General features: G+C 72.9%; 12 protein-coding genes. 4 read left to right on the forward strand and 8 right to left on the reverse strand.

The features are described 5' to 3' along the window. The first annotated feature begins 20 nt into the window (after nucleotides 1-20). Complete coding sequence (locus WME83_RS25185; RefSeq protein WP_437321828.1) at nucleotides 21-1328, forward strand: tyrosinase family protein; 1308 nt, start codon at nucleotides 21-23, stop codon at nucleotides 1326-1328. Here the strand turns inward: WME83_RS25185 and WME83_RS25190 are convergent. The 3 genes from WME83_RS25190 to WME83_RS25200 form a co-directional block, all read right to left on the reverse strand. Then, nucleotides 1304-2362, reverse strand: a complete 1059-nt coding sequence (locus WME83_RS25190) for an AraC family transcriptional regulator (RefSeq protein ID WP_437321829.1) — start codon at nucleotides 2360-2362, stop codon at nucleotides 1304-1306. The two genes, WME83_RS25185 and WME83_RS25190, sit on opposite strands and share 25 nt — an antisense overlap. Before the next feature lie 69 nt (nucleotides 2363-2431). Next, nucleotides 2432-3352 (reverse strand): DMT family transporter, encoded by a 921-nt coding sequence (locus WME83_RS25195; protein ID WP_437321830.1) that lies wholly within the window; start codon nucleotides 3350-3352, stop codon nucleotides 2432-2434. A 210-nt stretch (nucleotides 3353-3562) separates the two neighbouring features. After that, nucleotides 3563-4039 carry a GNAT family N-acetyltransferase gene (locus WME83_RS25200; protein ID WP_437321831.1) on the reverse strand — a complete coding sequence of 159 codons (477 nt, stop codon included), beginning with the start codon at nucleotides 4037-4039 and terminating at the stop codon, nucleotides 3563-3565. Nucleotides 4040-4179: 140 nt separating this feature from the next. On the opposite strand from WME83_RS25200, the gene WME83_RS25205 reads away from it, so the two are divergent. Then, nucleotides 4180-4704: a DUF1801 domain-containing protein gene (locus WME83_RS25205; RefSeq protein WP_437321832.1), complete on the forward strand. Its 525-nt coding sequence runs from the start codon at nucleotides 4180-4182 to the stop codon at nucleotides 4702-4704. A gap of 237 nt (nucleotides 4705-4941) precedes the next feature. Then, nucleotides 4942-6558, forward strand: coding sequence for a hypothetical protein (locus WME83_RS25210; RefSeq protein ID WP_437321833.1), 1617 nt, complete (start codon nucleotides 4942-4944; stop codon nucleotides 6556-6558). 76 nt (nucleotides 6559-6634) lie between these two features. On the opposite strand, the gene WME83_RS25215 is transcribed toward WME83_RS25210, so the two are convergent. From WME83_RS25215 to WME83_RS25225, 3 genes are all read right to left on the reverse strand, one after another. After that, complete coding sequence (locus WME83_RS25215; protein ID WP_437321834.1) at nucleotides 6635-7723, reverse strand: lysylphosphatidylglycerol synthase domain-containing protein; 1089 nt, start codon at nucleotides 7721-7723, stop codon at nucleotides 6635-6637. 238 nt (nucleotides 7724-7961) lie between these two features. Next, nucleotides 7962-8861 carry a PAS domain-containing protein gene (locus WME83_RS25220; protein ID WP_437321835.1) on the reverse strand — a complete coding sequence of 300 codons (900 nt, stop codon included), beginning with the start codon at nucleotides 8859-8861 and terminating at the stop codon, nucleotides 7962-7964. A gap of 44 nt (nucleotides 8862-8905) precedes the next feature. Next, the gene (locus WME83_RS25225) at nucleotides 8906-9181 is read right to left on the reverse strand and encodes a hypothetical protein (RefSeq protein WP_437321836.1); all 276 of its coding nucleotides are present in this window, start codon (nucleotides 9179-9181) and stop codon (nucleotides 8906-8908) included. A 493-nt stretch (nucleotides 9182-9674) separates the two neighbouring features. On the opposite strand from WME83_RS25225, the gene WME83_RS25230 reads away from it, so the two are divergent. Next, nucleotides 9675-10961, forward strand: coding sequence for a PAS domain S-box protein (locus WME83_RS25230; RefSeq protein ID WP_437321837.1), 1287 nt, complete (start codon nucleotides 9675-9677; stop codon nucleotides 10959-10961). A gap of 48 nt (nucleotides 10962-11009) precedes the next feature. Here the strand turns inward: WME83_RS25230 and WME83_RS25235 are convergent, their stop codons facing one another. Together WME83_RS25235 and WME83_RS25240 are read right to left on the reverse strand one after the other, a co-directional pair. Beyond that, the gene (locus WME83_RS25235; protein ID WP_437321838.1) at nucleotides 11010-12086 is read right to left on the reverse strand and encodes a hypothetical protein; all 1077 of its coding nucleotides are present in this window, start codon (nucleotides 12084-12086) and stop codon (nucleotides 11010-11012) included. Nucleotides 12087-12281: 195 nt separating this feature from the next. Further along, nucleotides 12282-13094: a HugZ family protein gene (locus tag WME83_RS25240; protein ID WP_437321839.1), complete on the reverse strand. Its 813-nt coding sequence runs from the start codon at nucleotides 13092-13094 to the stop codon at nucleotides 12282-12284. Between the last annotated feature and the right edge of the window lie 101 nt (nucleotides 13095-13195).

A 13195-nucleotide genomic window follows, 5' to 3' on the forward strand; every position in this document is an offset into this window, starting at 1 on the left:
CCGTCCGAAGGAGGCAGGACATGACACGTGAGAGGCATCGACGAGCGTCCGCGCGTGGGATCATCGCCGCGGCGACGGCGGCGTGGGCCGGGCTCTCGCTCGGCTGCGGCGCCGACGCGCCGGGGGACGCCGGCGGCGCGAGCGGTGACACGACCCCAGGGGCTCACCAGATCGTCCGCAAGAGCGCTTCGGCGATGACGAGCGCGGAGATCGACAGGTTCGAGCGGGCCTACGAGTACGCCGTGGCGCAGGGGTTCTTCGACGTCTTCAATGACGAGCACTACGACCATCACCGCAACCGCCATCACGGCGCCGATCTCCAGGCCACCTCGCCGATGACCGTCATGGTCATGGACCAGGCGTCCGGATACCGGCTCTTGCCGTGGCACCGGGCCTTCCTCCTCGAGGCGGAGCAGATGCTCCGCGCCGCCCTCCGCGAGCGAGACGCGGCAGAGGGCGTCGACCCGAGCGAGGCCGATCTCCTGTTCATTCCGTACTGGGACGCGGCCCACGATCAGGATCTGCCGCATTGGGTCCACGGCTTCGAGCCCAGAGGCGGCACAGCCATCGTGCCGCCGGGCCTGCCCGAGGGGCACGCCGGGCACGGCAAGGAGGTGGGCGCGCGCTACGAGATCGCCTTCGGGCGCTGGCCGGGAAAGAACCTTGTCTTCGACACGCTGCCGGCGCCCGAGCACATCGGGCGCATCCTCGCCGAGGGCACGTTCGCCGATTTCTACGACGCGCTCGACGTCACCCCCGAGCTCCGCGTCGAGAGCTATCCAAGGGCGCGGTCGGCGCTCTCCGTGCTGGAGGCGAAGCTGCCGGACAGCGCGGCCGTGCGGGCGCTCATCGACGCTTTCTCGCAGCCCCCGAGCGGCTCCCAGAGCGGCGAGGAGACGACCAACGCCCTCTTCGAGATCGGCTGGATCGGGGCCGTCGAGGCGCAGAAGGCGGCGCCGGACCAGGAGCTCGTCGGCGCCGTCAAGGACGTCTACAGCCTCTTCAATTTCATGCCCCACGTCCGGATGCACCTGTGGGCGGGCGGGCTCGATCCGGCGAACGCCGACGTGCGCGGCACCGTGACCTATTTCAACGAGCTGACGGTGGATCCCGTGTTCTGGATGCTCCACGGCGAGCTCGATCGCACCTGGTACACGTGGGAGAAGGCGCACGCGGACGAGCCGCCGCTCGAGGGGGACGATCGGAGCTTCAGCCCGCTCACCGCCAGCGAGGGCGCCTGGTACGGCGGCGGAAAGGCGCACACGCTCGACGAGCTCACCGCGCATGGCGGGCTGCCGTACACCTATGATGCGCTGTTCGAGGAGTGACGCGGCGCCGCGCGGTCTGGCCCTCGCCGAGCGCCCCCCGCGCCGCGGCGGTAGGCGGCCGGCGTCACGCCGGTCCAGCGCTTGAAGGCGCGGTGGAACGTGCTCACCTCGGAGAACCCGAGGAGGAACGCGACCTCCGAGATGGAGTCGCGCGACTCGCTCAGGTAGCGCACCGCGAGATCGGCGCGCAGCCGATCGAGCAGCGCCGAGAGCGAGGTCCCCTCCTCCTTGAGGCGCCGCTGGACGCTGCGCGGGCTCATGCGCAGGCGCGCCGCGATCGCCGGCAGCGCCGGCTCGCCGTGGGCGAGCTCGGCCGCGATCGCGGCGCGCGCGCGGTCGAGGAAGCTCGCCTCCGCCGGCAACGCGGCCGCGAGCGAGGCGAGGTGCTGATCGAGCACCTCGCAGAGCGCCGGCTCGGCGTGCGCCTGGGGCCTCGCGAGGAAGGCGCGCTCGAACACGAGCTCGTCCTGCGCCTCCCCGAAGCGCAGGCTGGCGCCGAAGAGGCGGCGATGCTCGTCGAGGCGCGCGGGCGCGGCGTGGCGAAAGCGCGCGGCGGCCGGGGTGAACGCCGGGTCCGCGCCGCGCCTCGCGAGGACGACGAGGGTGCCCAGGAAGAACTCGACCGCGTGGCGCGAGGGCGAAGGGCCGCTCCGGGGAGGCTCGTGGCGGAGGCGGGCGACGTCGCCGTCGGTGCGGATCTCGAGCGAGGGGCCGCTGGCCACGACGCGGAGGTAGCGGGCCGCCCGCGCGTACGCTTCCCCGACCGTGGCGCTGCTCCGCACCGCGAAGCCGAGCGCCCCGAGGCCGCCCACCGGAAGCCGCTCCGCGAGGCGCAGGCCGAAGCCGTCGTCGCGGAGGAGCCGGGCGGCCTCGCACCAGAGCCGGGCCTCGACCGCGCGCGGGAAGCGCCTGTCCGGATCGGCGAGATCCGCCGGATCGACCCCGGCGGCGGCGAGCAGGTCCGCGGGCGCCACGCCCTCGGCCGCCGCGCCGGCGACGATGGCCTGGAAGACCTTGACGGAGATGTCGCTCATGGCTCCCCCGCCGGATTCAAGCGCATCCGGCGGAGGCGGCGCAAGCAGGCCGCGCCGGCACAGGCGTGCTCAGCGCGCCTCGGGCCGCGCCGGTTTGTGGGTGGCGAGGTACAGCCCCGGCAGGGCCAGGGCCGCGCCGATCCAGTGGTGGGCCGCGAAGTCCTCGCCGAGGAACAGCCAGGCCATGACGGCGGTGTAGATGGGCGAGAGATAGAGCATCAGCCCGGTGCGGCTCGGGCCCAGGTGCTTGGTGATGTAGCCGTAGGCGGCATAGGCGCCGGCGCCCGGCACGACGATCAGGGTCAGGACGGCCGCCACCGTGCGGGCGTCGAAGGCCGGCGGGCCTTTCACGGCGAGCTCCCAGGCGAGGAAGGGCAGCATCACGACCACCCCGGACGCGGCGATGGCGGTCAGCCGGGCGTTGACGCCGAGGGCGGTGGGCCAGCGCTTCAGCAGCACGGCGTAGAGCGCCCAGGACATGGCGGCGCCCAGGATCAGCAGGTCGCCCGTGGTGAAGCTCAAGCGGAGCAGCGTCGCCGGATCGCCGCGCAGCACGATGACCAGCATGCCGGCGAGCGCCAGCGCCGCGCCGAGCGACTGGCGCAGGCTCAAGCGCTCGCCGAACATGGCGCGCGAGAGCAGGATGATGCCGATCGGCGAAAAGGAATAGAGCAGGCCGATGTTGGTCGCCGTGGTGGTGGCCGCGGCGAGATAGACGCCGGCGCCGCAGATGCCCATGCCGAGCAGGCCGAGGACGAGCAGGCCGCGCCACTCGCGGGCCAGCGCGTCGCGGCGCTGGCGAAGCTCGGCGCCGCAGAAGGGCAAGAGCAGCAGCACGACCCCGGACCAGCGCAGCTCGGCCAGCGCCACCGGCGGGATGAAGTCGGCGGTGGCGCGCGCCAGCACCATGTTGGCGGTGAACATGGCGGGCGTGAGAAAGAGCAGGATCTGGGCGATGCGCTGATCGCGGGCGCCGGCGGCGGGGTCCATCGCCGCGCAGACTAGGGCGCCGCTCAGGCCGGGACCAGGGCTCGGCCTCCGGCGAGGACGGACGCCATGCCCGCGCCGCCTCGGAGCGCGGCGCTACGGGTTGTTGGGCAGCGAACCTTGCCGCCGAGCCCCTGCGGTGCGCCGAGACGGCCGCCTCGCGCGCGAAGCGCCTCGATGGCGCGCGCTCCGCCGGAAGGTGCCCTCCGGCGCTCACCCGTCGGACCGCGGCGCGGCGGCCGCGAGATCCTTGGTCATCATGACCCGCGGCGTCTGTACGAAGCCGCTGGCCCGGTAGAGCGCGATCGCGCGCGTGTTGTCGGGCCGGACGAGGAGGTGGAGCGCGCGCGCGTCCTCCGCGACGGCCATCGCCTCGGCGCTGGCGAGGAGGAGCCGGCCGAGCCCCGCGCCGCGCGCCGCGGGGCGCACGTAGAGCTCGGTCACGAAGGCGTCGCGGCCCCTGAACTCCAGATCGTAGTTGAAGGTCACGACCGCGTAGCCCTCGAGGCCGCGCGCGGTGACCGCCACCACGACGAACCCGAGCGCGGCGTCGGCGAGCAGCCGCCGGAGGCTCGCCTCGACCGCGCCGCGATCCCACGGGATCTCCTCGCCGGCGTTGAAGTCCTCCATCATGTCGAGGACGAGAGGGATGTGCGCGGCGTCGGCGCGCAGGGTCGCTGCGGAGCTCATGGCGATCCGCGATATCAAGCGGCGAGCGAGGATGCCAGCGAAGGCGCCGGGGCGGCGGGCAGACCTGAAGCGGACATCGAAGGTGCATGACCCTTCCCTGAGCGGCCCCGCCGCCGCCAACCTCGCGCGAGGAGGGCCCGATGGGCCTTGTCGAGGCGTCGCCGCTCGGCGAAGCTGCTTCCTTGGCCCCTGGGAAAACGAAGACGAGCCCCCTCGAGAAAACGAGCAAGCCGCGCGCGAAGAAGCGGAAGGACGCGCCCGCCCCCCGCGAGCCTGGCGGCTCGCAGCAGGACCAGGCCGTGGTCGCGTTCCTGCGCGAGCTCGTTCATCCGCGGAAGGACGACATCGAGGCCGTTCGGCAGATCATCCTCGGCGCCAGCCCCGAGATCCGCGAGGGGATCAAGTGGAACGCGCCGAGCTTCCGGACCACAGAGTACTTCGCGACGTTCAACTTGCGCGGCAAGGAGGGGGTCCGGCTCGTCCTCCATATGGGGGCAAAGGTGAGGGAGACCGCGACGAGCGGCGTGGAGATCGCGGACCCGGCGGGTCTCCTGGAGTGGCTCGCGAAGGACCGCTGTCTTGTGACGTTCAGCGGTGGGGAGGACATCCAGGCCAAGCGGTCTGCGCTGGAGGCCCTCCTGCGAGAATGGATTCGATGGGTCTGACTCTCTGGCGCGCCCGACGCGTGGGATTCGCGTGAGGTGAGCTCATGCGATAGGCCGGCTGCTCAGGCTGCCGGTGTCGCTGGGGGCCGCCAGCGGCCTGAAGAGAACGAGAGACAACGCAGATCGACAGACGCGCTCATTCCGCCGCAGCGCCGGCCCTCGCGCTCTCCGGACTCGGCGGCGCGGACCTGGAGCGGACCGGATGAATGTCGTCTCGACCACGAGCACCGGAGGGGCATGACCACCCAGTCCAATAGAATCGGTTCTCGTTCCTGGATCCACAGGTGCGCCTCGGTCGCGGGCTCGATCGCGGTCCTCGTCGCGGCCGTCGCGTGCGAGCCGATAGGCGGCGGCGGCGACGGCGGCGACGGCGGCTCCGGAGGCGATGGCGGCGGCGACGGCGGCACCGGCGGCACCGGCGGCGACGGCGGCTTCGGGGGTGACGGCGGTGACGGCGGCGACGGCGGCACCGGCGGCACCGGCGGCGACGGCGGCTTCGGGGGTGACGGCGGTGACGGCGGTGACGGCGGTGACGGCGGCAGCGGCGGCACCGGCGGCACCGGCGGCACCGGCGGCACCGGCGGCACTGGCGGCACCGGCGGCACCGGCGGCACCGGCGGCACCGGCGGCGACGGCGGCACCGGCGGCACCGGCGGCGGCACCGCTCCTGCGCTGGCGTGGGCGCGGGGATACGGCGGCCCGGGGCTCGACCGGGGCCGTTCCATCGCGAGCGACGCCGAGGGCAACTTCTATGTCATAGGGAGCTTCGAGGGAACGGTCGACTTCGGTGCTGGCCCGCTGACGAGCGGCGGCAAGACGGACATCTTCCTCCTCAAGCTCGATCCGTCGGGTGAGCTGCTCTGGAGCAAGCGCTTCGGAAAGCGCTTCGACGAGGAAGGCTCCGCCGTGGCCGTCGACGCGAACGGCGACGTCATCATTGCCGGCGCCTACCGCGGAAACGGGAACGACGACAACGATAGCGTCGATTTCGGCGGAGGCCCGCTCCCGGGCCTGGAGTTCGAGAGCGTAGGCTTCATGGCGAAGCTCGACGGCGAGGGCAACCACATCTGGAGCCGGGGCCGCAGCTTCAGTTTCGTGGAGCACATCGCAGCCGACGCCCTCGGCGACGTGTACGTGGTGCGCAAAACCGCCCTCAACGCCGGCCTGGTGAAGGTGGGCCCCATGGGCGAGTCCCTTTGGACGGCCGCCCTCATCAACTCATCGGAGTACACTACTTACAGGAGCCTCGCGGTCGACAGCGCCGGAAATGCGGTGGTCGCCATGGGTGACCAGAGCGGTCCCGGGTTCTGCCCCTGCGTGGAGACGTTCTACGTCCGCAAGTTCACGCCGGCGGGCGAGGTCCTCTGGACACGGCAGTTCAACACCAGCAACCCGGGGTACCCCGACCCCGAGGTCGGTAACCGCGGAGCGATGGCCCACCACGTGGCGGTCAACGCCGCGGACGAGATCTTCGTGGCCGGCGCTTCACAAGGAGACGTCGACTTCGGCGGCGGCGTGCTTCCCGAAGGCTACGTCCTCGTCAAGCTGGACCCCAGCGGGGAGCACGTCTTCAGCCGCCCGTTCCGCTACGTCATGACCATGATCGGCGATCCCGCCGGCGACATCGTCGTCCTCGGGGGGCGTCTCGCCAAGCTGGACGCGAGCGGGACCGAGCTCTGGACGCAGCCGTTCTACATGCCCGGGATCACCCCCGTCCCCGGGGTCAGCCTCGCCGTCTCTCCGCTCGGCGCGATCGCCCTGGCGGGCAGCATGAACGCGGCGCTGGACTTCGGCACCGGCCCGCTCCCCTTCGCGGGGGGCGAAGACATCTTCGTCGCGGCGTTCGGCCCGTGAGGCGCGCCGGTAGCGGCTGCGGTACGCCTCACCAGAGCGCTGTTCCGGTGGATATCCTCAGGCGCGGCGGCCCGGATCAGGCCGCCTCGGGCGCGGGGCGGAAGGCGGCGCGGCCGCCGAAGAAGACGAGCAGGCCGAGGGCGATCCAGACGAGCTCCTTGGCGCGCTTGAGGAGGACGAAGGCGGCGCCGACCGTCGCCGCGGCGGGCACGCCGAGCGCGCCGAGGAAGGCAACGTAGCCGGCGTCCTGCACGCCGAGCCCGGCCGGCACCATGAAGGCGGCCGCGCGGAGGAGCGCGAGGACGACCTCGAACGACAGGACCTCGGCGAGCGAGACGTCGACCCCCAGCAGCCGCAGCAGGAAGAGCGTCTCCAGCCCCTCGGCGAGCCACATCGCGAGCAGGAGGAGCGCCGCCGACGCGAGGGCGCCGCGCCGCTTCCCGAGCGCGGCGGCGTGCCGGTCGGTCGCGGAGAAGCCCGCGGCCCTCGCCTCGACGTACGCCCGCGCACGGCGGCCGGGCAGGCGCTTGAGGTGCGCGAAGAGCCGCGACGCGACCGTGCCCGAGAGGAGCGCGCCCGCGAGCGCGAGCGCGGCGGCGAGCAGGCCGAGCCCGGAGAGGACGACGAGCCACGGGAGCCCGGGCGCGCCGAGCAGCGGGCCCGAGGCGCGCTCCAGGTGGCCGAAGCCGAGCGCGAGGGCGATGGCCACGTAGGCGGCGTTCGCGAGGAGGATCAGCGACCTGCGCGCCGCGATGCCGGCGATGCCCTGCGGCCCCGGGACACCGCACCACCGGTGGAGCAGGTAGAACGTGACCGACTCGGAGAGGGCGGCCCCGGCCGGGACGCTCATGCTGAGCGCCTCGGTCGACAGCGTGAGCGAGAGGTACCGCCCGAACGGCGCGGGCGGCGCGAGCGCGCCGAAGACGCGCCGGCTCGCCTCGGCCTGGAACAGCCGCGCGACGAGGTTGGGAATCAGGGCGAGCGCCATCATCGGCGCGGGCGTCGAGGCGAGGAGCGCCGCGACGCCCGGGAGATCCGCGCCGCGCAGCGTGCTCCAGAGCGCCGCCGCGGCGACCGCGACCCCGAGCCACTTCAGCGCGAGGGCGCCCGCGCCGGAGCGCGCTCTCGCCTGGGGAGGCGGCTTGTCGTGGGCAAGGAGGGGCATCGCACGCTCGCGCGCGGGCCATCGGCCCCGCGGGTGCTCGTATCGCTCAGGCGCGTCGCGGCCTCATGACACGCGCGCAACTCCGAGCGCTCGGGCGCGTCGCGGCCTCATGGCGCGCACGCAACCCCGCCGCGACACATCGAGTTTGTCTGCCGCCGGCGGCTCCGCGCCGGCGGGGGCTGCCACCGGCGGCGCCGCGCCCGCAGGGGCGGCCGCCGGCGGCGCCGCGCCGGCGCGCTCACGCGTCCTGGGTCACCCGGATCCGCGCGATGAACTCGCTCCCCGCGCCGGGCTGCGACCCGAGCGGGGTCAGCGTCACGCTCGCCTCGCGCGCGCGGCTGTGCGGGCAGACGAGGCGGCTCCGCGCGACCGCGCGGGCGGCCGGGAGCGGCGCCTGCACGTCGACGAGCACCGACGCGACGTCGCGCCCGTAAAGGAGCTTCTCGTCCACGCCGAAGAGGTCGTGGGCGCTCGGGTTGGCGCCGAGGATCTCCCCCGCGCTGTCGAGCAGGAGGCACGGCTCGGCGATCTCGGCGAGGAGCGCCCTCGACCGCTCCTCGAGCTGCGACACGCTCTCCATCGCGACCACGAGCTCTTCCTCCAGCTGGCTCACCGACGTCCTCACGCCGGAGAGCGAGTCGTACATGCGCGCGATGGTGGTGGCGATCTGCCGGACCTCGATGGCCTCGAACGGCTTGCGGAGGATGAGCAGGTTCGGCGGACACCCGAGCTCGCTCGCGATCTCGTCCCAGCTGTAGTCCGAGTAGGCGGTGCAGATGACCGTGTAGATGTCCGGCGCGAAGCTCCAGATCCCCTTGATCGTCTGGATGCCGTCGATGCCCGGCGGCATCCGCATGTCGACGAAGGCGAGGAAATACCGGCTCGGATTGGCCTTGACGAGCGCGATTCCATCCATGCCCGAGTGGGCCGACTCGATGGTGAACCTGAGTCCGTGGAGGAGGTCGGGGGCCTCCTCGGGCGCCTCGGCGCCGAACAGGCGCGACTCGAGGGCCAGGAGCCCGCGGATCATCTCCGGATCGTGGAGCGGCCTGGGCACGAGCATCCGCTCCATCAACACATGGATGTCCGGATTGTCGTCCACGACGAGGATGGGTCGACTCGCTGGTTCCGAAGACATGAAGATCCTCTCGATTCACTCCGGCCCCGCCGCGGGCCCCCGGGTTACCGCCGATTCCGCCGCTCCAGCCGGCGCCGGACCGAGGCGACGCGCAGCTCGGTCCGCGCGACGCAGGCCGCGGCGCCGATCACGCCGGGCATCGCGGCCAGCGAGTCGAGCACCTCGTACGCGGCCTCGATCGGCAGGACGGGCTCCCGCAGCCCGAGCCGCTCGCCCTGCCGGTCGACGATCTCCGCCGCCGCGGCGCTGCCGAGCGTCCGCCCGAGGAGCTCCACCAGCCCGGCGCGCTCGCATCGACGGGTGCTGTCCGAGGATCCCATGCCTTCGCGTTTCCTTGATCGCCGCGCTTCGCGGAAACATTGGACTCGCTGTCACGGGAGGTGTCAACAATCAGCGTGATCGCACGTACATCCCACCCGTTGACTCGAACTCAATAGGCGTAATCCAGATCACACACCGCTGCGGAGCAGCGGCGCGTCTCTGGGTGGGCGGCGCCGTCGCGGCGCGCCGCGGGTGCGCCGTGTGCGGCTCGGGCCGCGCCGGCTTCGCGCTCGGCGCCACGGCCGCTCGTGCGCCTCCTCGCCGCGCGGCGCGGGCAGCTGGGCCGTGGCGGGCGGCGCGCCGCGCAGGTTTCATCCGATCTGCTGAGGTTGTCCGCCGCGCCGGCCGCGGGCGGAAAGGGCGCGCGCGGGCCGTCGGGAGCCCGGGTGAGGCATCAAGATCGGCTATCGTCCCTGCAGCGCCGCGGCGCGCGGGGGGAGCGGCCTCGGTGGGTTCGGCGGCCGCGGCGGGGAAGACGGAAGGAAGAGCGAAGTGGCGACAGATCACGACAGCATCGAGCGGCTCCGGGTGGAGAACGCCGGCCTGCGCAAGGAGATCGACCGGCTGCACGAGCAGCTCGGGCGCCGGGAGGAGCGGACGCGGCTGATCCTGCAGGCGGCCGTCGAGGGATTCCACGTCCTCGGGATGAACGGTGAGATCCTCGACTGCAATCCATCCTTCGCGAGCATCGTGGGTTACGACCGGAGCGAGCTCCTGACGATGCACATTGGCCAGATCGACCCGCAGCCGGCGCACGAGGCCACCGCGATCATGGATGAGATCAGGGCGAAGGGGTCGCTCCGCTTCATCACGAGGCACCGCCACAAGGACGGCCACCTGATCGACGTCGAGGTGAGCTCTCACCTCGTCCGGAGCGGCGACGAGCGGTTCTTCTCGGCCTTCTCGCGCCCGCTGACCGAGCAGCTGCGGCGCGAGCAGGCGCTGCGCGAGAGCGAGCAGAAGTTTCGAGCGATCTTCGACGAGACGTCGATGTTCATCAGCCTGCTCACCCCGAGGGGGGAGCTGCTCGAGTGCAACCGGACCATGGCCGATTTCACCGGGGCTCGCCCCGAGCAAGGCCGCGGCGAGCCGCTCTGGCGCGCGCCGTTCTGGGGCGGCGCGCCGGGCGTGGAGGAGCGGCTGAAGGCGTGCATGGAGGCGGCGGCGTCGGGCGCGCGATCCTCGTGCGAGCTGGAGATCCGCGGGGCGGGCGGGCGCGTGGCCACGCTCGACCTCAAGATGAAGCCGATCGTCGACGCGTCGGGCGAGAGCGTCCTCGTGATCGCCGAGGGGTACGACGTGACCGAGCTCCGGCGGGCCGAGGTGGAGCGGGCGGCCCTTCAAGAGCAGATGATCCACGCGCAGGAGGCGACGATCCGGGAGCTGTCGACGCCGCTCATCCCGCTCGACGCGGGGATCCTGGTGATGCCCCTCGTCGGGCGGCTCGATCGGGTGCGCATCGAGCAGCTCCTGGAGCGGTTGCTGCATGGGGTGGTGGCGCAGCGCGCGGCCACGGTCATCCTGGACGTCACCGGCGTGGCGGTGGTGGACGCCGAGATCGCGGACGCGCTGATCCGGGCGGCCCAGGCGGTCAACCTGCTCGGCGCGGAGGTCATCCTCACGGGCGTGGGCCCCGAGGTCGCGCAGACGATGGTGGGCATCGGCATCGATCTCCAGGGGATCGCCACGCTGAGCTCGCTCCAGAGCGGGCTCCACCACGCGCTCGGGCGCTCGCGCCGCGGGAGCAGGCCGGGCGGCGCGCGGCGCCGCGGAGGGTGACGGTCGCGGCAGGATCGGGGGCTCGGGCGCTTCGCCCGATGCGTCGGTTCATGACCGCGCTCGTCCTGCGCCTTCGGGAGGCTCGCGCCGGCGGATCGGCTCGGCGAGCCAGCGCACCAGCGCGTCGGCGTCGAGATCGAGCAGGGCGTCCTCGACTTCACCCGGCCCGATCGCCAGCGCGCGCTCGACGATCGAGCGCTCCTCTTCCGCGGTCGGCCGGCGCCCGACCCGCCGGACGAAGAGGCGGCCGAGCAGCTCCGCGATGGCCTTCTGCGCCCCCTTCTGCTCGCCGCGCTTTTCACCCCGCTTCTCGCCGCGCTTTTCACCCCGCTTCTCGCCCCGCTTCTCGCCCCGCTTCTCACCCCTCTTCTCAGCCGTCTGCACGGCTCTCTGCGCCGCTTGCCGCTCGGCCTCCATGATCATTTCGTTGATCACCGGAATGCGCCGGAGCAGCTCCTTCTCCGTCTCCCTGTCGTCGAACAGCATAGCGAGCTCCTCCCACAGATTATGTCCCCAGGGATCGATGGCTGCCATCACCAGCAGCGCGTTGTATAGCTCGAGCCGCTCCTCGCCGGTCGCTGCCCGCGCGTGGATCTCCTCGACCACCTCCCGCATCGCCGCCGCGGTGGCGTCCCGAGCGAGCGGCGCGAACACCAGCCAGAACACGCTGCCGCGCGCCCGGAGCTCGGCCACGGTGCGCTGGTAGACCGCGTCGATCCGGAAGTGCGTGCCGCTGAACCGCCGCCCCGGCCACGCCGTGCGGCGCGCGCCGATCGCGGGCAAGCGCTGCCTCCGGCCCGAGAGGACCACGGCCACGCTCTCGATCGGCGGCACCGGCGCTCCTTTCGCCTCGGCGCGCAGCGCGGTGAAGAGGAAGCCGAGGTACTCGAAGACCTGGTCCGGCACGTCGTCGCGCAGCGCGAAGCAGAACTCGACGTGCAGCACGCGCAGCTCGCCGCCGACGCGCAGGCGCAGGGCCTTGTCGAGGCGTCGCTCGAGCTTCGTGACCTGGGAGTCGACCCAGCCGAGCACCTCGACCGGCCGGCGCTCAGGGACGAAGACGCGCGCGATGTCTCCAGGGCGCCTTCGGGCGATGTGGCGCAAGGTGATGTCGGCGTTTCCCATGCGGCGCGCGATTGGCAGGTCGCGTGCCGGGCGAACGGCGCGCCGAGATCGGCGCGGTACGGCGGGTATTCTCGGCGAAGAGGCGCGCTCGGGCGGTGGCGGCGCCATGGCGGCGGCGCCGGCGCCGCCTCGCGGGCACGCCGCCGGGCGCCCTCGGGGAGGTGCGAGCGCGATGCCCCTCGTCGCGCCCGTCGCTCAGGCGCTGCGGCCCCGCGCCTCGCGCACCAGCGCCACCATCGCCTTGCGCACCTCGTCGCTCGTGGAGACCGGCGCGTCGAACGCGAGCCGCGCCGCCTTCGGCCCCGCCGGCGTGATGACGTCGAGCTCGAAGCCGTAACGGTCGACCGAGGTCATCGTCGCGCCGGTGGCGTCCTTGATCCCGGCGAGCGCCTTCGCGTAGGCGAGGACGGCGTCGGCGTGATCGGTGTTCATGTGCTCGAGGATGCGCGCCGCGTCGGGCGCGAGCGGATCGGGCTCGGCGGCCGCGTAGTCGGCGGCGTCGACCCACGACATCCGGCCGAAGCCGCCGACGTAGCGGATGGACACGGGATCGAGCCGGTAGAAGGAAAAGTCCGTGAAATCCACGTAGTACGACGCGCGCGGGTGCGCCGCGAGGAACGTCGTCCGGGCGGCGGCCGCCTCGGCGGCCTCGAGAGGGCGGCACGGCCCGATCAGCGTCATCCGCCCGAGCGCGAGCGGGTCCGCCCGGCCCTCGGCGGGCTCAGCGACGAGCAGCGACGCCTCGGCGCGGGCCTTGAGGTTGCCCGTGTGCTCGGCGAGCGCGGAGAGCAGCAGCAGCGGCCGACCGTGCGCGTCCACAGCGACGGTGACGAGCGATCCGTAGGGGTAGCCGGCCGGATCCCGCGCGAGCGTGCACAGCGTGGCGGCGCGGGCCCGCTGCGCCAGGGTGCGGCAGCGCTCGGCGTGGCTCGGCGACGGGACGTTCTGGACAGGGCCCTCCGCCTCCGTGGCAGAGCCCGGTCGGCCGTGATCTCTGGTCGTCGACATGGAGGGCGGGTAGCACGCCCGGAGGCGCGCCGGAACCCGGGCTGCGGCGCGCTTCGGAGGCGCTGCGCGGCGCGTCGCGCTCGAGCTGCTCGACGGCGGAG

The sequence above is a fragment of the Sorangium sp. So ce385 genome (assembly GCF_051474135.1).
Classification (GTDB): domain Bacteria; phylum Myxococcota_A; class Polyangia; order Polyangiales; family Polyangiaceae; genus Sorangium; species Sorangium cellulosum_D.

What these genes read in the sequence shown, in the direction of transcription:
- WME83_RS25210 (WP_437321833.1), top strand. Translation starts at nt 4,942, where the DNA reads ATGACCACCCAGTCCAATAGAATCGGTTCTCGTTCCTGGATCCACAGG.
- WME83_RS25240 (WP_437321839.1), bottom strand. Translation starts at nt 13,094, where the DNA reads ATGTCGACGACCAGAGATCACGGCCGACCGGGCTCTGCCACGGAGGCG.
- WME83_RS25185 (WP_437321828.1), top strand. Translation starts at nt 21, where the DNA reads ATGACACGTGAGAGGCATCGACGAGCGTCCGCGCGTGGGATCATCGCC.
- WME83_RS25190 (WP_437321829.1), bottom strand. Translation starts at nt 2,362, where the DNA reads ATGAGCGACATCTCCGTCAAGGTCTTCCAGGCCATCGTCGCCGGCGCG.
- WME83_RS25225 (WP_437321836.1), bottom strand. Translation starts at nt 9,181, where the DNA reads ATGGGATCCTCGGACAGCACCCGTCGATGCGAGCGCGCCGGGCTGGTG.
- WME83_RS25215 (WP_437321834.1), bottom strand. Translation starts at nt 7,723, where the DNA reads ATGCCCCTCCTTGCCCACGACAAGCCGCCTCCCCAGGCGAGAGCGCGC.
- WME83_RS25220 (WP_437321835.1), bottom strand. Translation starts at nt 8,861, where the DNA reads ATGTCTTCGGAACCAGCGAGTCGACCCATCCTCGTCGTGGACGACAAT.
- WME83_RS25200 (WP_437321831.1), bottom strand. Translation starts at nt 4,039, where the DNA reads ATGAGCTCCGCAGCGACCCTGCGCGCCGACGCCGCGCACATCCCTCTC.
- WME83_RS25195 (WP_437321830.1), bottom strand. Translation starts at nt 3,352, where the DNA reads ATGGACCCCGCCGCCGGCGCCCGCGATCAGCGCATCGCCCAGATCCTG.
- WME83_RS25235 (WP_437321838.1), bottom strand. Translation starts at nt 12,086, where the DNA reads ATGGGAAACGCCGACATCACCTTGCGCCACATCGCCCGAAGGCGCCCT.
- WME83_RS25205 (WP_437321832.1), top strand. Translation starts at nt 4,180, where the DNA reads ATGGGCCTTGTCGAGGCGTCGCCGCTCGGCGAAGCTGCTTCCTTGGCC.